Annotated in this window: 16 protein-coding genes; 1 reads left to right on the top strand and 15 read right to left on the bottom strand. The window is 50.7% G+C overall.

The window, feature by feature from the left end:
* Positions 1 to 60: 60 nt before the first annotated feature.
* From KK062_RS18245 to cdd, 12 genes are all read right to left on the bottom strand, one after another.
* Positions 61 to 1,341, bottom strand: coding sequence for a hypothetical protein (locus KK062_RS18245; protein WP_254085775.1), 1,281 nt, complete (start codon positions 1,339 to 1,341; stop codon positions 61 to 63).
* 154 nt (positions 1,342 to 1,495) lie between these two features.
* Positions 1,496 to 1,915 (bottom strand): hypothetical protein, encoded by a 420-nt coding sequence (locus KK062_RS18240; RefSeq protein ID WP_254085774.1) that lies wholly within the window; start codon positions 1,913 to 1,915, stop codon positions 1,496 to 1,498.
* A gap of 27 nt (positions 1,916 to 1,942) precedes the next feature.
* A complete protein-coding gene (locus tag KK062_RS18235; RefSeq protein ID WP_254085773.1) occupies positions 1,943 to 2,845 on the bottom strand; it encodes a hypothetical protein in 903 nt (300 codons plus the stop codon).
* Between the two features lie 82 nt (positions 2,846 to 2,927).
* Positions 2,928 to 6,014, bottom strand: coding sequence for an ATP-binding cassette domain-containing protein (locus tag KK062_RS18230; RefSeq protein ID WP_254085772.1), 3,087 nt, complete (start codon positions 6,012 to 6,014; stop codon positions 2,928 to 2,930).
* 129 nt (positions 6,015 to 6,143) lie between these two features.
* The gene (locus KK062_RS18225) at positions 6,144 to 6,506 is read right to left on the bottom strand and encodes a DUF1987 domain-containing protein (RefSeq protein ID WP_254085771.1); all 363 of its coding nucleotides are present in this window, start codon (positions 6,504 to 6,506) and stop codon (positions 6,144 to 6,146) included.
* Positions 6,507 to 6,547: 41 nt separating this feature from the next.
* Entirely contained in the window at positions 6,548 to 7,096 is a 549-nt protein-coding gene (locus KK062_RS18220; protein ID WP_254085770.1) for a SiaB family protein kinase, read from the bottom strand.
* 103 nt (positions 7,097 to 7,199) lie between these two features.
* Entirely contained in the window at positions 7,200 to 10,694 is a 3,495-nt protein-coding gene (locus KK062_RS18215; RefSeq protein WP_254085769.1) for a PAS domain S-box protein, read from the bottom strand.
* 19 nt (positions 10,695 to 10,713) lie between these two features.
* A complete protein-coding gene (locus tag KK062_RS18210) occupies positions 10,714 to 11,481 on the bottom strand; it encodes a GAF domain-containing protein (RefSeq protein ID WP_254085768.1) in 768 nt (255 codons plus the stop codon).
* On the bottom strand, positions 11,478 to 12,071 hold the full coding sequence (locus KK062_RS18205) for a chemotaxis protein CheB (protein ID WP_254085767.1): 594 nt from the start codon (positions 12,069 to 12,071) through the stop codon (positions 11,478 to 11,480). Before KK062_RS18205 ends, KK062_RS18210 begins: the two co-directional genes overlap by 4 nt.
* Before the next feature lie 19 nt (positions 12,072 to 12,090).
* Positions 12,091 to 12,912, bottom strand: a complete 822-nt coding sequence (locus tag KK062_RS18200; protein WP_254085766.1) for a CheR family methyltransferase — start codon at positions 12,910 to 12,912, stop codon at positions 12,091 to 12,093.
* A gap of 261 nt (positions 12,913 to 13,173) precedes the next feature.
* Complete coding sequence (locus tag KK062_RS18195) at positions 13,174 to 15,096, bottom strand: GAF domain-containing protein (protein WP_254085765.1); 1,923 nt, start codon at positions 15,094 to 15,096, stop codon at positions 13,174 to 13,176.
* Positions 15,097 to 15,172: 76 nt separating this feature from the next.
* A complete protein-coding gene (cdd, locus tag KK062_RS18190; protein WP_254085764.1) occupies positions 15,173 to 15,637 on the bottom strand; it encodes a cytidine deaminase in 465 nt (154 codons plus the stop codon).
* A 506-nt stretch (positions 15,638 to 16,143) separates the two neighbouring features.
* Between cdd and KK062_RS18185 the strand changes: the two genes are divergently transcribed.
* Positions 16,144 to 17,475 carry a saccharopine dehydrogenase C-terminal domain-containing protein gene (locus KK062_RS18185; RefSeq protein ID WP_254085763.1) on the top strand — a complete coding sequence of 444 codons (1,332 nt, stop codon included), beginning with the start codon at positions 16,144 to 16,146 and terminating at the stop codon, positions 17,473 to 17,475.
* Here the strand turns inward: KK062_RS18185 and rnhA are convergent.
* The 3 genes from rnhA to KK062_RS18170 form a co-directional block, all read right to left on the bottom strand.
* Positions 17,472 to 17,933, bottom strand: a complete 462-nt coding sequence (gene rnhA, locus KK062_RS18180) for a ribonuclease HI (RefSeq protein WP_254085762.1) — start codon at positions 17,931 to 17,933, stop codon at positions 17,472 to 17,474. The two genes, KK062_RS18185 and rnhA, sit on opposite strands and share 4 nt — an antisense overlap.
* On the bottom strand, positions 17,930 to 18,502 hold the full coding sequence (locus KK062_RS18175) for a MarC family protein (RefSeq protein WP_254085761.1): 573 nt from the start codon (positions 18,500 to 18,502) through the stop codon (positions 17,930 to 17,932). Before KK062_RS18175 ends, rnhA begins: the two co-directional genes overlap by 4 nt.
* 104 nt (positions 18,503 to 18,606) lie before the next feature.
* Positions 18,607 to 19,248 (bottom strand): porin family protein, encoded by a 642-nt coding sequence (locus tag KK062_RS18170; protein WP_254085760.1) that lies wholly within the window; start codon positions 19,246 to 19,248, stop codon positions 18,607 to 18,609.
* Positions 19,249 to 19,258: the final 10 nt, after the last annotated feature.

Genomic DNA, 19,258 nt, shown 5'->3' with positions numbered 1-19,258 from the left:
TAATGCTCTACGCCAGTTTGGTGTCGGCACTGGCCGCAGCCTGGCACGGGGGATTAACGACTAATTTCTTTGGGTAAGTTGACTGGTTACATATTTTTTGGGCATCGGATTCTGCCCGTTCAATTCGTAGCGTGTCAGGAAATCGTAATATCCCTGATGGTCCGACGATTCTTGTAACGTATACGTCATTATGTTATGTTCAGCAATCTCCGTAAAGGTTCGTGCAGTTTCGCCGGGTGCCAGTGCTATAAAGTCCGGAATACGTGGAGGTGTGATTCGCCGGGCATTCGGTGCGGCATAGATCCTCCAGGCAAAAAGGCTGTGGTTGCCGGAGATGGCCGTGAGCTTCATCATATCCACATCGGGATCCTCTGAGATCACATGCTCCGTGATAATGGTACCGTCCTGATATGTAACACCAATGGTCGGATCAATAAGCTCTGCACTCGTCGGGATGTCAACATCATATATTGAGCAGCTGATGAGCTTCTTATCGGTAACGATAATGTTGAGCAGGGTCTGATAGGAAGAAAAGACATTTCCGTATGCAGGGGCAATAATTTTGTCGATGGGGGTACCGGATTCTTTTTTGTCATAATAGTACGAAAAGCTTCCGTACGTATTGCTGCCGATAATCTGGCAGCTAAAGTTGTCGGTTTCCGGTATCTCGATTGTCTTGATGTCGGCTTCCGTGAAGTCGTTCGCCGATACAATATAATTTTTGTCCGGCTCTATCTCCAGGTAGTGGTAATAGAAAGGAGGGGTGGTACGATCTGCCAGGAGTACTGCCGAGTTGCCAGTGGCTGATACGTTAAAAGTACAGCGATCATCTTCTGGTATCGTGGTAACCGTGGAGGCATCGACATTGCGATCATACGGTAAACAAATCATTTTTGCTATCTCCCAACCTTTAATTAATGATCCGGCCACAGATACCTGACTTGAATTTCTATCTTCCGACGGAGCCCCCTCGAATACAGGTGGGAACCAGGTAGTATACGCACCAAACGGAACGCCGGCATGTGTTACGATGTACATTTCGATTCGATCCGAAGAGTGTTGGTCTTCAGATCGCAAAAGAGTAGTGTACGTAATAACATCCTCGGAAAATCCAGCTGGTGCCAGAAACGTATAGGTCTCTCCGTTGGTGAGTTGTTTTGATCCCAGCAATTTGCCGTTGCTGTCGGACACAAGGATCCACATACGTTCGCCTAACAGTAGTGATTTTTCTGATACCTGTATTGCCAGTGTTTTTGATTCGATGCCGGGTGTGTTATCATCATCGCTACAGGCCCAGGTCATGAAGACGAGTAGCACGAGCGTTATCCATTGTGGTTTCATAGTGGGGGATAAAAATAGCGTTATAGCTTCTGGTTTGATCAGCGGCTACACTTTTTGTGCCACATTAAGCAACATCGTGATTGGGAATAAATAAGAAAGCCATCCCAGAGATCTGAGACGGCTTTTGCTTTAGTATTATTTCGGAGCTGTACGATCAGCGTTTAAAGCCGAGCGCGCTGCCGCCGCAGTAGGATGCTGAACCGTCGAAGGTATACTGGATGTAGTAGATACCGGTGGTGTTGCAAGGGTATGCAATCGCCGATACGAACTGACCGTTGATCTTGCTGGTAGCTACTTTGTTCCGGTTAGAGTCGAAGAGGCTTACCACAATGCCATCCGTAGGCTGGGTCGCGGCGCAGATGTTGATCATATATTGCGTGCCTTTGGTGAACACATATGAATACTCCACGAAGTCCTTTCCTCCTTTTTCGATTTTGTAGCTTTTCAGAAAGTTAAATCCTTCGGCCAGTTTGGGAATACACTGGTTGCTCAGGGCTTCCGAGTTGCACTGTCCGATAACTTCCAAGGTACTCAGAACGAAAACGGATAGAACAATAAACATTAACTTTTTCATAGGACGCCTGTATTTCTTATTCTTAGCTTATGATATAATCTTAGATCTGATGGAAGAGGTAACCGCGCTGATGCTGGCGATATCTTCAGGGGTGATTTCAATCGTGCTCGTGCTATTATCTTTGATAATGGCTACACCATTCACGACTTCCATAGTAGACTCCTTGTACGTGTACGTGATCTTGACTTTGTCGTACACTTTCTTCAGCTCTTCCATGTCAGTCAACAATGATGCCATGTTTTGATCCGACTCTTTGTAGAAGGAGAGGAGAAGCATGATGCTTTCCAGGATGATTTTCTGCTCACCGATGGTTTCTTTCAGTTGCTGGTTGTCAGGGTTTGCCGAGGCAGTAGCGCAGGTAATGTGAAGCGCTTCCAGCCAGCCACCCGTCAGGAACAGTACGCTGAGGTTTGCACGGCCCTGCGACTGTAAATAATGGTTGATCGTGTTGAAGTTCTGGGTGGTGATCAGCAGCAGGGAGTCGAGGTTCTTGCTGTTGGTAGCCAGACGACCGATTGTCTCGACGTCGAAGAATTGACCAATGCTCAGACCGTCTGCCAGTGTTTTGATAGAGGCCATGTATTTTACACCGTCCTGGTTCTGCTCGTAGATGTTGGTGTAACCCAAGTCGGTACCGTAGAGTCCCAGGTTGAGGGCCTTCTTGTAGTTGGTGTTGTACTTCGATGTGTTGTCCGGTGAGTTCAGGAAAGATGCATTATACTTCTTGCCAGACTCTTTCAGCAGCACAGAGATTTCCAACGGACTGGGAATCTGCTGAAGGATGTCGCCAATGACTTCTTCAGATATTGTAGGCCCTTCGGTTTTAGCCGAGTCAAGACCTTCCAGGAAGGCTTGTTCATCGGTCTTCTTACCGGATCCGCAAGCCGAAAGTAGGATTGCCAGACAGAGCCCGATAGGTAGTAGTCTCATACAGAGTTATTAAATGATATAAATTTATCAGTTTACAAATTTAAAAATTAAGCATTCCCAGCCAAAATGTTACCTGCATGCTTTATTTCTTTTTTGCCTTCGCCAGCGCCAGTTTGCCCTGGATCTTATCGAAGGACTCGATGAACTTACGCAGCAGCTCAAAGTACAGGGTAACGTACAGTATGGCCGCCATGGCCCAAATGACCAGTAAGTCGAACAAATAGGTGCTGAACGAGATACCCAGGAACTGCTTCTCTGGTGCGAAGAACTGTGCACGATAGTCCACAGGGCTCTTTGGCGACGGTGGCAGGAACACCGGGTTGACCTGTTGGATAAGCTCACCGTTGAACTCGATGATCCGGTTCTTTTCGTTGACGTTCTTCACCAGGTCAGCCAGGCTTTCGTTGTAGTAATCGTTCTTGTAGTCGTTCAGCTTGTAGTTGGGATCTTTCTCCAAATTGAGGATCACATTCTCACGGGCTGCCACGGCTTTGTTATACGCCTCCTGGTAGAACTTCTTGTAGGCGATAAAGAAGTCTTCCAGCTTTTTGTTAAATGCCGGTGTGAAGTCTTTTAACGTCCAGTCTACCGCCAGCTCTTTCTCCAGGCCTTTCTTGAAGTAGTCCTTGCGCAGTGTGGTCTCGATGATGGTCAGGTCGCTTTGCAGCTTCTGACGGATCGAGTCGCCCTTCTCATCGAGGTTGCCGGCGATGTCGCGACGCTTCTTGTCGAGCTCGTCTACGAGGAAGGAAGAACGGAAGTCGGCCTGGGCTTCGATCTTCTCGAAGCCGTAATAGGGCTTCTCGTACGAGTTCTCTTTAAACTGATACACGGCAAGTGCTTCGTAGGCCCACCGGGAGGCCATCATATCGGCTACGATGGGCACTTTGCCTTTGGTGCTGATCAGGTCGTTGAGCTTGTCAAAGCTGAACAGCAAACCGCTCAGGATCATTTGCGGAATGAGCAGCAGCGGAATCATAACGTACACGGTAACGGCCGAGTTAAAGGCCGACGAGATGTTAAGACCCAGCACGCTGGCGAAGCAGGACACCGTGAACAGTACAAACCAGAAGGGGATGAGCATGCCCCACTGGATTTCCAGGATGAGGTTGCCGATGAGTACGAACAGGAATGTTTGAATGGCCGACAGGGTGAACAGGATCCACACTTTCGACATGAGGTAGCTGTTCCAACTCAGGTTCAGGAACGACTCGCGACGCAGAATTTTCCGGTCGCGAATGATCTCTTCGGCACTGACCGTAAGGCCCATGAACAACGCCACGATAATGCTCATGAGCATGAAGGCGGGGAAGTTGTCGTTGAAGCGGAAGATGTATTCTTTGCCACCCGGTGCGCTGCGGTACTTGATGATGAAGGCCAGGATGATGGCCAGCAGCGGCGCCTCGAGGAGGTTGATTAACAAGTATTGTTTGTTGCTGAGCTTCGATAACGTATCTCGTGTTGCAAAGACAAATGTCTGGCGCAGCTTGTTGGGAAGTGTTAGCGAGTGCGGTGGCTCTTCGCGAACGTCTTCGACATTGTTGATCTTAAAGCGTTCTTTGTATAGGTCATACCACTGCGGCGGGGTGATCTTGCGTTTGTTGGTAGGCTGTCCGTATTCGTCGACTACTTTGGCCTCGATGATGTTGAAGATCTGCTCGGGGTTTACGTTACCGCAGGTCTCGCATTGGCCCCGGTTGCTGTCTACCTGGTGCGTTGACTTCTTGAAGTATGTTACAGCTTCCACCGGCGTGCCATAGTATGCCGGGTAGCCGCCGGTGTCCATGATGATCATCTTGTCGAACATCTTATAGATGTCGGACGAAGGCTGGTGAATCACGACAAAGATCAGCTTGCCTTTCAGTGACAACTCTTTGAGCAAATCGATGACGTTTTCCGAGTCGCGTGAGGACAGGCCCGAGGTGGGCTCGTCGAGGAAGAGGATGGCCGGCTCGCGGATCAGCTCCAGGGCGATGTTCAGACGTTTACGTTGACCACCGCTGATGGTCTTGTCCAACGGATTCCCCACGCGCAGGTCTTTGCGCTGGTCGAGGCCGAGGTTTTCCAATACTTCCATTACGCGCTTGTGGAGTTGCTCTTCGGTGAAGTCGGCAAAGCACAGCTTGGCGTTGTAGTACAAGTTCTGGTATACGGTCAGCTCCTCGATGAGCAAGTCGTCCTGCGACACGTACCCGATGACCCCATGGATTCGGTCTTTTTGGGTATTGATGTCGAAGCCATTGATGAGGATCTGACCGGTGGTAGGCTGTACGAGGCCAGCCATGACGTTGAGCAGGGTTGTTTTACCGGCACCGGAGGCACCCATGATACCGATGAGCTTACCGGGACCTTCGGAGATGCGCACGTTACGCAGACCAATGCCACCGTTGGCGAACTTCAACTCGTCGATGGTGACATTAAAAGATAATTTGGTGGTCTTCAACTCTTCGTTGTAGTTGGCCACCAGGTCGCTATAGTATAGCGCATCGCCGCCCTGGGTCTTGATGGTGCTGCCGTGTGAGAACAGGTATACACGGTTGGGCTGCATCATGAAGCCGTTCAATACGTTGGACTCTTCGCCCAGGTATTTGGTGAAGTACATTTCCACGCCGCGCACACGCATAAAGATGAGCGAGCCGCCGATGTGTCCGTGTACGTGTTTATAGATTTTGCCTTCTTCGCCGCGGGCGGCGGAGTTCAGCAATAATATATCTGCAAAGTTGAGTGTAGTGGGGTCTTCCGCGCGCACGAAGCTTTCGATCAGGTCGTATTCTTCCTGCACGATATTAAATACGGTGGAGACGGTATTGATGATCTCCATTCGTTGGTCGGTAAAATTCTTGTCGGTGCTGACCAGTTCCAACAGCTTGATCAATACCACGACCTTCTGCTTTTGCGTCAGCGTCTTGTTGATCTTCTTACAGATTCCCAGGGTCTTTACGGAGTCTTTTACAGAGGTCAGCTTCTTCTTTCCGTCTTCCTCGTCGTCTGTTTTACCATAGCCGGAAAATTGATCATAGAGGTCCAGGTATTCTTTTACAGAATCCTGGTCGAGTTCCGTCTGGAAGAAGTTTATAACGTATTGTCGCTCGCCTTCAGTCGCGCCGCCATCCTGTTTTGTGATAATCGCAAAAAGTTGGGTGAGAGCTTTGAGTATTTCTTCACTCATGGTTAGAAAGCAATTTTATAAAGTATAAAAAAATATCGGTTACCAGCCTCCCGCAACCCGGTTAAAGGGGCTCTTTCACGACTGATAACCGATTACCATACAGTGGGCTTTGTAACCCCACGGTAGCCATTAATAAGTCTTAAACTCGAACGGAATCTCAACCAGCTCGGAGAACTCCTGGCCAGCTTCTTCCATGTCTTCGTCGTCTTCATGGAAGTACCATACGATGCGCATCCCCTTGATGTCTTCGAGGGCAGAGAGCACATCCAGGATTAGCTTCGAAGAAGCCGTGTTGAAGTATTCCAGCTTGAATACGAATTCAGTCGTTGCGTGTGGCTCAGCGCCATACTTGGCGATCCACTCCAGCACAGGGCGATAGAATTCAGCAGAATCTTCAGGGAGCGAACGGCCGGAGATCTCGAAGATTCCGTTTTTCTTATCGAGGATTATTTTTGGAGTGTCTTCTGTTCCTTCCAGATTCAAAATTTCCATGGTATAAGTCTATTTAGATTGTTCTATAATTCAATGAAAAATTATTCGCTGTCACGCGGCACGTTTACTTTCAGACAGAAAAAGCAGTACTCGGCAGACATTTCCGGAAATTCGAATTCCAGTTTCTCTCCTGACTTTCTGGCCATATCGACGAACCCCAATCCAGCACCTCCTTTTTCGGAGATGGTCGTATTCTTAATGATCTCTTTGTACAAATCTTTCAGGCCTTCTTTTTCCAGGCCGTTGATGCGTTCCAGGGCAGCTTGCAGCTTGGAAACATTCTCCTTTCGAATCGGGTTGCCCGACATGATCGAATACTGGTTTGCCTCTTTACCGATCAGGAAGATCGCAGCATGGCTGCGTATTTGTCCGTCGACCAATTCGTCGCTGTGTTTAACAATATTCTGGAGAGCTTCGACCATTACATTAAATACCTTGCGCTTGATGCTGGACTCTTCCCCGGAAGAATCGAGATTTCGCTCGGCCATCGATAGTATGGACTTGGTGCTCTCCTGGGTAAAGTCACCCTGATAGACCAGAATGAGTTTCTGTGACATCATGGTGCGGTGCAGGTCATAAATGAATTTCATGCGTCAGAAGATTTGATTAAAATTGAGGTTCACTAAGTTAAAATTTATTTCTTACCAGACCTTCCGGGGCCTTATAAAAGGCCGGAATTCCGATGTCAAACATTTAGAATTTAATGCCGATCAGTAACACGTCGTCCGTTTGTTTATGATCGCCACGCCAGTTCTCCCACTCCTCGTCAAATATACCGACGGCGTCGTTCATAGACCCGGTGTGGACACGTTCAACAATCTCGCGCGTACGCTTCGGTCCGAACTTGCGTCCTTCGGCACCGCCGAACTGATCGGGGAATCCATCGGAGCTGAAGTAAATCGAATCGCCTGCGCTGAGCTCGATCTTTGTATTGGTAAAGTTAGTCTGGTTCTTATAGATACCGCCCCCAATGGGGAACTTATTGCCTTTTACCTCCTCCATCGCGCCATTTTTCATGACGTATAGCGGGCGGTGAGCACCGGCGTATTCCACTTCGCGGGTCTCCATGTTGATCTTACAAAGCGCGATATCCATACCGTCTTTTGTTGTGGAGTCTTCGTCCTGGCGGAGGGTTGTCGTAACCCCTTCATCCAGGAGGTCGAGGATCTTGCCCGGCTCGGTAATTTTACGACTGCGTACGATGTCGTTCAGCAGGAAGTAGCCGATCAACGACAACAACGCACCCGGTACGCCGTGACCGGTACAGTCTACGGCTGCGATAAAGAGCTCGTCTTTAATCTGTACGAACCACGGGAAGTCACCGGATACCACGTCGCGGGGTTTATACAGGATGAACGAGTCGGGTAACGCCTTGCTGATCACTTTGCTGTTGGGCAGGATCGCCGTCTGAATACGCTTCGCATAGTTGATACTTTCCGTGATCTTCTTGTTTTTGTTCTGGATCTCGAGCTCGATCATTTTTCGCTCGGTAATATCATGCGATACTACCAGTACGGATTCGAGCTTGTTCGACTCGTCGAATTCCGGAATGGCGTTCACCTGCATAATGCGCTTGCCCATTTCTGACGGGAAGTCCATTTCGGTGTCGGCCTTTTCGTTGGTTGCATTTACCTGCTCTACTACTTTGAGCCAGCCTTCCAGTACGGCGCTGTCCAGTTCGGCTTCCTGTACCTTGCGGTTGAGGAAGAACGATGGCTGTTTGCCAGTATACTCCTGGATAATCGGGTTAATGTACGAGATCGAGTCGCCTTCGAGACGGGTGATAAGGTCGAGCGAGTTTTCCGACAGGGCCTGCATTTTAGAGCGCATACGTTGCTCTTGCTCTGCACGACGGCGTTCGGTAATGTCGCGCGAGTTGAGGATGAAGCCGTGGATGGCCGGATTCGACATACAGTTGGTACCGGCAGACTCCAGCCAGATAAAGCTTCCGTCTTTCGCGCGGTATTCGTATTGAACAGTAACCTTTTCGTCGGGCTGCTCTTTCATCTTGCGGAAGAGGTCGCGGAATGTATCGCGGTAGTCCGGGTGTACTTTGTCGATGTCGCTTTTGCTGATCATCTCTTTCTGGCCGTAGCCCAGGATGGTCTCTACCGACGGCGAGATATAGCGGATGCTTTCGTCTTCTTCATAGATGGTGATAACCTCGGAAGCGTTCTCCAGCAAGAGCTGCATGCGGCTCTGTGTGCGGTTTACTTCTTCGATCTGCTCTTCCAGTTTCTGGTTGGAGCGCTGCAGCTCTTCCTGCGTAGCCTGCATTTCTTCGGCGTTCTGGCGCAGTACTTCCTGCTTTTCTTTGAGCTCGTTACTCATTTCCTGCGACTCGGCCAGCAGTCTGCGCGTACGCTCGTTTACCTTGATGTTAAAGATGGTACGGGCCAGGATGAGGGAAAGCTCTTGAACGAATTTAACCTGCGAAGGGTCGAAGCGGCGGAAGCCGGCAAATTCGAGTACGCCATATACTTCTTCGTTGGTGATCAACGGCACGATGAGGATACAATGCGGGCGTTGGTCGCCGAGGATACCCGAGGTGATGGTCACATATTCGTCCGGTATTTCGGTACGCAGTACGGTATCTTTTTCGGCGGCAGACTGGCCTACCAGGCCTTCGGCAAACCGAAATTTCGATTTGAGATATTTCTTACGGTTATACGCGTAGCTCGCGCGCATTTCGATCAGGGCGGGCGTTGTCTCGTCGTTTACGACGTAGAAGGCACCTTGAATCGCACCGATCTTTTCGAGAATGAACTTGATCACGTCATCGCCCAGCTCGTCGATCGAGTCGTGCATACGCAGGATCTCACTGATTTCGGCGACACCGCGCACGATCCAGTTACGCTCTTTGTCCTGGCGCTCGTTCTCGATCAGGTTGTCGCGCATTTCGATGAGCGACTTACCAAGGATGTCGTTTTCGCTGGCGGGTGTAAACTCCGTGTCGTATTTGCCTTCACCAATGCGCCTGGCAAACTCAGCATTGCCACGCAGGGTCTGTACAAGCTCGTCTACCTTATTGCCCATCTGGCCAAACTCGTCGCTATTGCGTTGCTCGGTTGTCTCTGGCAGTACCCCCTGGGCCACCAGGCCGATGGTGGTGCGCATGGAGTGCAGCGGGCGCATGAGCGAGCGTGAGAACATCATCGACAGGAATATTGCCAGGGCGACGATGCACAGGCAGGCATAGAAGAACAGGCTGGTAAGCTTGCCGTCGTGGCTGTGAACTTCTGCTACGTCGATCTTGCCGATCAGGGCGAAGCCGCCGTGCGACAGCTTGCGGCCTACTTGCAGTACAGATTTGCCGTTTTGGTCGTTGCTTTCACCCGGGATAGACTTACCGTCCACCAGCTGGGCAAAGCCCTTCATAAACTGGTTGGTAGTGTCCTGCGGGATGATGGCCGAAGACGTGTCGTTGCGTTGGGGGCTGACGATGGCCACTTTGCCGGTGCCCGGGTAAAGACGTCCCAACAGCAGCTCGCCGCTGGTGCCCAGGCCGTGGTAGTTTTTCAGTATGCGGTAAGGGTGTGTCAGGTCGATTGTAACGATGATGAGCTGTTGTGCGCCGCTGGCGTCTGTTACTGCGCCGGCTACGTACGAATAAAATTTCTTGGTGCGTTTATCACGCGTAACTTCCGAGAAATAAATGTCGCTTTTGGCTTTTTCGAAGATGTGACCATCCTGGTCGATGAAGTTTCCTTTGATGGTCGGATCGGTAGACGCTACGACAGCACCTTTGTCAGATGTGATGGTGATCTGGGCTACATCGAGAACCGACTTCTGGTCGTTGAGGTAGTCGGTCAGGGTAGCACCACTGGTAGCAGGCTCTTCCTCCATTCCACCGGTCGTGTCGGGCTCAGCAGCAGGCTCAGAGGAAGGAGGCATCATCGCCATCATTGCGGCCATCGGATCGTCTGCCGGTGCTGCGCTGGCAGTGCCACCGTTCTTCAGGCGGTCGGAGCTTTGCAGCACGCGTACAGCCAGGGCTGCTTTGTCTAAGAAGGAGTTAAGGTACGCTGAGCGGTTATCCACCAGGGAAGCGAGTGTAGCCGAGTATTTTTCCTCGTTGGCCTTCTGGTGATAGTCATAGCTGAAAAAACTGATCGAGGCGACGGCTACGAGCGACACCATGAGAATAAGAATCGTAATTCTGGTGGTGATGTTAATGCTTTTCATCATATCGTGTTCGGCGCTGGTACTATGCTTTTGTTGAAATTTTATCGGCCACCAACTGCGCGGCTTCTTCCACGAACTTACGCTGGTCTTCCGTGACATTCGTAAAGGAGGCAATCTCCACGATTCCGAGTACTTGCGCTTGTTGTTTTATAGGAACGATCAATAAGTAGCGGGGAGAGGCGCTGCCAAGACCCGAGATGATCTTGATATAGCCGGTTGGTACGTCGTCCACGTAGAGTGTACGGGCGCTGGCGGCGGCCTGGCCTACAAGTCCTTCGCCAAATTCAAACTTGATCACGGTGCTTTCCCCTACGGAGAGCGCATAGCCGTTTTGCAACTCGACGGTGCGTTTGCCGTCTTCTTCGCGCGTGAGGTATACTGCACCCTGGCCGGCTTCCAGCTGCTTGCAGATGGCTTGCAGACCGCTGTTGAGTATATCCTTCTGGTTGCGAGCTTGCTGCAGACTGCTTTTTACGGCGTCAAGGCTGATCGACGTTTTACCGGATTGATCGGCTTCGTCGCGTTTCGCCTGGGCAGCATCGATCACGCGGTCACGCATGACGATCAGCTCTTTCTTGTAGCGTAGCGATCCGCTAAGCGTAAGGGCTCCCAGCAGGAACGTTGCGCCGATGGTCAGGTAAATGCCCGTGAAAGCGGACTGATAACCGTCGGCCAGGCGCAAGTCGGCAGGGAGCGAGTAGATCAGGTACAGAGAAATGACAATCCCGGCCATAAAGAACATTGCCAGGATGACATTGAGGTAATATCGATCGTTAAATAAGCCTGTCATCGGTATTGTTTATCTAATTCCTTTAAAAACTCTACTATCTGGTCCACCTTCAACGTGTGGTCAATTTTTGTCACCGCCAGGGCGGCTTTCGGCATGGTATCGATCATACACTCTGTCGGCTCCTGTACGATTGTCAGGCCGCCGCGATCGTGTATATGTTTCATGCCCAGTGCGCCGTCTTTGTTGGCGCCTGAAAGCAGGATACCGACCAGCTTGTCTTTGTACACAAAGGCGCTGGTGCCGAGCGTGATGTCAATCGCCGGCCGGGAGTTGTTGATCATCTCTTCGGTAGAGAGAGCAAAGTGAAGTCCCAGCTCGACAGACATATGGTAATTGGCCGGGGCCAGGTACACGCTTCCTTTCTTTATATTTTCCTTATCGTGCGGCTCGGTCACCTGTACCACGCTCTTGATAGAGAGCGCTTCCACGAAACCGTTACGCACGTGTTTGAGCCGGTGTAGACACATAATGATGGGCAATGGGAATCCCTTCGGTAACTGCGACAGGATCTTGACCACGCCCTGGAAGCTGCCTGCTGACCCACCGATAACAACGGCCTTATAGCTGTTATTTAGGTTGAACTTACTCATTCGTCAAAGTGCAGCTCGCTTAATCTTTTATTTTCTTATATATCTTCTCCTCATTGTTTACGACAATGAATCGACTGGCATAATCGCACCAGATCAATGACTCTTTCGAACCGATTGCCAGGTAGCCGTACTTGAACAAGCTCTCGTGGAACTTCTTCAGTACTTCGTTCTGCAAGTTCTGGTTGAAATAGATCATGACATTCCGGCACAATACCAGATCGAATTTATTGAAGATCTCTCCCAGCACCAGATCGTGGCGACGGAAGGAGACATTCATGAAAAGGTCTTTGTTAAAAATTGCGTTACCATTCTCTTCGCGGTAATAATCCTTGAAGCTTTTGGTACCCTGGAACCGGATGTAGTTTTTCTCGTTCAGCTCCATGTTCTTGGCCGGGTAGGTGGCTTGCTTGGCGCGCTCGAGGATGTTTACATCCAGGTCGGTAGCAATCAGCGTCACATCTTGCAGGATGCCCATCTCTTTGAGCATGATGCACATGGATACTACTTCTTCGCCCGACGAGCAGCCTGCGTGCCAGATCTTGAATTGTTTGTGATTGAGCTGGATGGCGGGGATGATCTCCTCCCGCATAATGCGCCAGAAGCTCGGATCACGAAACATTTCGGTAACATTTACCGTGAGCTCGTCGAGGAACTCGTTGATAAAAGCTGGTTGTTCGGTTATTTTCTTCAGGAGCGCATCTACCGAAAGTTTCTTCAATTCCATGATCCGGAGCACACGTCGTTTGAACGACGACATGGCATAATTCCGGAAGTCATAGTTGTACTTCTGGTAAATAAGCTCTGAAATCTTTTTTAGGTCGGCAATGTCGATATCGAGCATGTACAGGTCTTTATAAAGGAACCCAAAATTAAGTGCTATTACGTACCGGGGGGTGAATTTGACAGTGAAATCTTACACGCGTTCAAAAGCACCCGAAGGCCGCGTTTTTCTTACAGTAATGAAATTAAGTAATTCAATCTAATTAGTTGAAAAAAAGGCATTTAAAACTTTAAAAAGCCTACCGGCAAATGTGTATTTTCAAGCTATATGCGACGGCGCAGACAGACCGATGGGCCGTCTGTTACCCGGCATACACGTCTTTTATTTTACTTTCCGATTAAGTTCTTCTTGAGTGATTTGCAAGGCTTCCAGGTTTACCCGGAAAGTCTTCTCAACCTCTTCGGCTACCTGCCAATCGTCGCTACGCACGGGCTTCTGGGCGACCGTTGTTTTGAGCGACTCAATGGTCTGCACGTAGCCGGCCTCCCGTGTGCGGAACGTGCGGGCTGCCTCTTCCAACGCTTCGGCTGGCGAAACAAGGCCTTTCCGTTCTTCTTCGAGCGATTGAATGCGGGCGATATACCCTTGCTCTTTGCGTGCTATTTCTTCCTGGGTGGCTTGCAGTTCCTCCATATTCTGGCGCATCTCCTCTTCCTGTGCGCGCATCTCTTCTGTCTGCTGCTGGAACTGCTCTATAAGGTGTTTATTCTTTTGGGCCGACTGTACGGTGGCGATCGTTGACGCGATGGTCTCGCCGAGGCGCTCGACGAAGGCGATCTCGTGCGGCTGGTATTCGTGGAAGGACGCGAGCTCGACAACGCCGTACACTTTCGTGTCTATCTTCAGCGGCACAATCAAAATAGCCCGGGGGTTAGCGTCGCCTAACCCGGAGGTGATGCGCACGTATTCGTCGGGGAAGCTCGTGTAATAATTTGTGTCTTTTTCAAGAAAGGTCTGTCCCAGCAGGCCTTCGCCCGGTTTGATCCGCCGGCTCTCATGTTTCTTGATGTCGAAGGCGAAGAGCGAGATCAGTTCGAGGTACACATTATTCTCTTCTTCGTCGTTGAGAATGTACAGGCCGCCCTGGTTCGAGCGCGTGTACTGCACCAGTGATGCGATGATCTGATCACCCAGTACGCGGATGTTATCACTCGACGAACGCAGAATGTCTACAAACTTGGTTAACCCTTCATTGGCCCACTGACGCTTGCGCTCTTCTTCGTTCAGGTTCTTGAGTTTTACCTGCATGTCGATCAGCGAGTCGGCCAGCTTGTTCTTGCCGCGGTTATAACCATTGTCAAGTGACTCCCGATAGTCCATTGACAGATCGCCCTGGCCAATGGCCGTGACAAAGTCGGTGGCGTCTTTGAGGCTCTCGAGCGTTTCGTTGATCTGGCTTGCCATTTTACCAATCTCGTTGGATGGTAAGTTGTACACTTGTTCGTGTCGTGCGGAGCTCTCGGTCAATTTGCGGATCGTGCGCAACACAAAGCGGTCGAAGCAATAGTACAGCCCGATCAACATTGCGATGTTGAATAGAATGATGATCGTTATCCAGTTCTCCACGGCGCGTTTGTCGCGGGCCACTTCGTCTTCGAGGTCGTTGAAGAGATTGTCATACCAATGGGCCAACGTAATGGCCAGGCTTTCCTGCCGCAGGCGCGCTTCGGCAGCCACGGCGGGGTCCGGTTGTAGAAAGACAGGCGCGGCGACGGCTACTGCTACAGGTTCGACCGCCATGGGTTCGGCTTGTGTGCTGTCGTTGGTCTGTGTTGTATCGTCGGTAACGATTGGCGCGGGTACAGCAGCCGGAGTGACTATCGTCGTCGAAGCTGTCTGCCGAACCGGAAGTAAGGTCGTGACAGTTTCCTTATATTGATTCCAATACCGTATCAGGTTATCATACGAGATGCGGGGCAGGCGCGCCAGCGGTTTCAGGATGACGTCGGTACGGCTGATGCGGCCACCGTTACCCAATATTTCCAACTGCGCGTCTTGTTGTACAAGGCGTGCCTGGATGTCGATGGCTGTTGTTGTGTCTTGTGAGCGGAAGCGTTGTATGAGCAGTGAGATCTGTTGACTGGATAGCTGGGTGCTGCGGGTGAAGTCCAGCTTTTGTTCGACCTCGTCCAGTGTGTTGATCTTCTGCCGGAGAATGAAGTACTCGCCGATAAAAAGCACAGTGATCAGCAGAAGCAGATAGAGACCGATCTGGCGGAGAGATTTATCACGCAGAAACTTCATGGCGAGCAAGTAAACTAAAATACGCTAAACCCCAAAATTTACCAATTTATGGCGATGTAGGGTCACAGGCAGATTTTTATAGATTATCCTTCGAAAAGGCAAAGGGCAGGAGCGAGGCTGCCGTGGAGGTCTTTACCCACCGGTTGTCGGGGGCTTGGAACACAACCTCCATTGGTGTGTTTTGCCGGTGCTCGAACTCCAGCATCACCTGCCGGCAGGGGCCGCAGGACGACGCTGACACTAATGGTGCCACCCCACCGCGCAATGCTATTACCGCCAGCTTGCGGATGGACATGCCCGGATACTGCGCCGCAGCGGCATAAATCGCCACCCGTTCAGCACACATACAAGAAGGGTACGCGGCGTTTTCATGATTTGCACCGGTCACTATGACACCATTGTCGAGTAGCAAAGCAGCGCCTACATGGAATTGCGAATAGGGGGCGTAGGCCTGTGCCGAGGCTTTGACGGCGGCTTGTACGAGCTGCTGGTCGCCTAGCTCGAGGTCTTCAAGAGTGTCCAGAATGCTGAAATTACCCATGTTATATTTTATGGCGTTACTGTAATCAAAGCTAGGGAAAGCTGTGGGAATGACAATATTGGCTGCGGGACATACAGCCGGGCTGTGGGGGTACTTCGGATATATAATACTATTGACATAGTATCGAAATACAATTGAAATAGCATTGAAATAGCCCTTATAGAGCTATAAAAAGCTTATTTGGAAACATTTCCGCGTCTGTCAGGTAGTGGGTGGAACCGCGGATATGCCAGTCTGGAGACCAGCCGCATGGCGGGCACTCCCGATAGGGCTTTGATAGGGCTTTAGTAGGGCTTTAGTACGGCTTTAGTAGGGAGTATCCCGCGCCTACTTTTCTTCTCCTTCCAAGTACTGCGATGGTTTTATTTTTCCCAAGGCTTGGTGCTCTTTTCTGGGAAATGTTGGGAACATATGGGAACATGTGGGAACTGTTGTTATTGTTTCCCTCGCGCTGCGAGTATGTTTGAATTGTAATTTACTATCATTGAGATCTCAAACAACCTTTCATGAAAACAGTCTTGATCCTGGGTGCGGGCCGGTCTTCTTCAGCGCTGATTTCCTACTTATTGAATGAAGCCACCCGGCAGGAGTGGCGTGTGATGGTAGGCGACCTGTCTGTCCAGGCTGCCGCCGAACGTCTCGAAGGTTCTCCGGTAGGACGGGCGTTGCGGTTTGATGCGGGCGAAGAGCGTGCCAGTCGCGAAGCGATCGCGCAAGCAGATGTGGTGATCTCATTGCTGCCCGCTATGTTGCATCCGGTGATTGCCCGCTATTGTTTACAAGAAGGTAAACACCTGCTTACCGCCAGCTATATATCTCCCGAGATGAAGGCCTTGCATCCGGAAGCGCTGGGTAAGGGACTGCTCTTTCTGAATGAATGTGGGCTTGATCCGGGGATTGATCATATGAGCGCGATGCAGGTCATTGACCGGATTAAAGTCAATGGCGGCGAGCTGACTTCGTTTGAGTCGTTTACGGGGGGGGTGATTGCTCCTGACACCGATATTGATAATCCCTGGCGGTATAAATTTACCTGGAACCCGCGCAACGTGGTGATGGCCGGTCAGAGCACAGCGCGTTACCTGCACGACGGTCAGTATAAGTATATTCCCTACCAGCAGCTCTTCAAGCGGATCACGGCAGTGCATGTGCCCGGGTACGGCGCGTATGAGGGCTATGCCAACCGTGATTCGCTGGGCTACCGCGAGACGTATGGACTGGAGGGCGTGCGGACATTGTTGCGCGGCACGCTACGAAAGGAAGGATTTTGCTCGGCGTGGGATGTCTTGGTGCAATTAGGGTGTTGTGATGACACGTATGTTATGCACGGTGTAGAGGATTTAACGCACCGTGCTTTTATCGATGCATTTTTGGAAAGCGATGCCGGTGTTTCAGTAGAGGAAAAGTTAATGCGTCGTTTTGCCCTGGCGCCGCAGGGGGCTGAGTTGACGCGACTGCAATGGTCGGGACTGCTGGAAGAGCAGCCTGTGGGGCTGGCCACCGGTACACCGGCACAGATACTGGAGCATATTCTGAGTAAGAAGTGGGCTTTGCATCCTGCGGATAAAGACTTCATTGTGATGTGGCACCGCTTTGGGTATACGCAGGGAGGCGTGAAAAGAACAATTCAGGCATCGCTTGTCGCGACGGGTGAAGACTCGGTGCGCACGGCCATGGCAAAGACAGTAGGCCTGCCGTTAGCCATCGCGGCCAGATTGCTGCTGGAAGGCAAGATTGCCGCGCGTGGAGTGTTGATACCGATCGCGCCGGAGTTTTATAATCCTATTTTGGCCGAGCTGAGTACACTCGGGATCACCTTAGCGGAAGAGGAAGCTTAGCGGGCGCCGCTGGTGCGCTCGTAGACATCGTCGATCAGTAGCGGGCCTTTGTTGGCGGCTTGTACGGCCAGGAAGTCGCACCGCTCGTTTTCAGCATGGCCGGCATGGCCGCGGATCCAGACAAATTTCGGTTTGAACTTCAAGTGCAAGGGGATGTACCGTTGCCACAGGTCGGGATTGGCTTTCTTGTCGAAGTTCTTTTTTTGCCAGGTCCAGATCCAACCTTTCTCGACGGAGTCGACGACATACTTGGAGTCGGAGTAGATCGTTACGGCAATGCCGTCTTTTTTGATGGCTTCGAGGCCTTTGATAACCGCCAGCAGTTCCATGCGGTTGTTGGTGGTTAGACGAAAGCCTTCGGCAAGCTCTTTGACGGCGTCTTTAAATTTCATAACGACACCATAACCTCCCGGGCCCGGATTGCCCTGGGCTGCGCCGTCAGTATAGATACGAATCATAACGACAGGGCGTGGGTTTTAAAGATCTTCACGGCAATGGCCAACAGAATGACACCAAACACCCGGCGTAACACGGCGAAGCCTGACTTACCGATGACACGCTCCAGCCACACGGATGAACGGAGCACGAGGTATATAAAACCCAGATTGAGGACGATGCCGATGAGAATGTTCCATTCCTGATACACCGCGCGTAGCGAAAGGATGGTTGTAAGTGTACCGGCGCCGGCAATAAGCGGGAAGGCCAGCGGCACGATGGAGCCTGAGCCTTTGGCGTCGGGATCGTCTTTGATAAGTGTGATGCCCAGGATCATTTCAAGGGCCACAATAAAGATGATGATAGCACCTGCTACAGCAAAGGATGCAACGTCCAAGCCAAACAGTCTCAGAATGGACTGCCCAACAAAAAGAAAGCTGATCATCAATACCGCCGAGATGATGGTAGCCTTTTCGGCGTGGATCCGCCCTTCGCGTTTGCGAATGGTAATGACGAAGGGGATGGACCCCAAAATGTCGATGACCGAGAAGAGGATGAGGGTCACCGAGAAGATTTCTTTCAAGTTGAGCATGAATGCTGTCGTTTCATGCAAAACTAATCAAAAAACAGTGTTTGGGGTATAAAAAAGAGGGTGCCCTTTTGAGACACCCTCTTGATATAAATGTTTTAGCAGGATTATTTGCCGCCGATAGACAGCGGAATGCCTACCGTAAACTGGAATACATTGTTCTTCATGCTAACGTCGTCATACAGATCCGTAAGACCCAGGCCGTAGCGAATGTCGATCATTACTTTTTCAGCAACGATTACACCTGCACCAAGCTGAAGGCCGATGTCTGTGCCCTTTTCAATGTAGTATTTGTCTTCGTCATCGCCGTCGCCGAATTTTACGTCGACATCTTCCGATTCATCACCGACTTCTACTTTGTATTTGCCGCCCAGTCCGAAGCCGACCGAAGGACCTGCATTTACATAGAACTTAGTAGCTTCGCCGAAGGTAACTTTAACCAGTACCGGAATTTCCAGGTAGCCAAGCGTTAGTTTCTCCGTTACGTCTTCGTTAAAGTCTTCATCTACATATTCAGCTTTAGCACCTTTTTGAACGTAGTTCAATTCAGGCTGCAGCGAGAACATACCGTCGCCAAGAGGCAGGTTTAAACCTGCGCCGAGGGTGAAGCCAATCTTGGATTTTGTATCATCACCAGCGTCGTCTCCGCCGAACGTGGAGAGCGTGATACCCGCTTTAGGAATGATGGTTTGGCCATACGAAAAACCGGCAGTGAGTGCCATGGCGCCAATCAGTAAAAATTTTTTCATACGTGTTTTT

Source organism: Dawidia cretensis (assembly GCF_018598175.1).
GTDB classification, from domain to species: domain Bacteria; phylum Bacteroidota; class Bacteroidia; order Cytophagales; family Cyclobacteriaceae; genus Ohtaekwangia; species Ohtaekwangia cretensis.
Note: the sequence above shows the minus strand (reverse complement) of the source record. Positions and strands in the feature narration are given on the sequence as shown.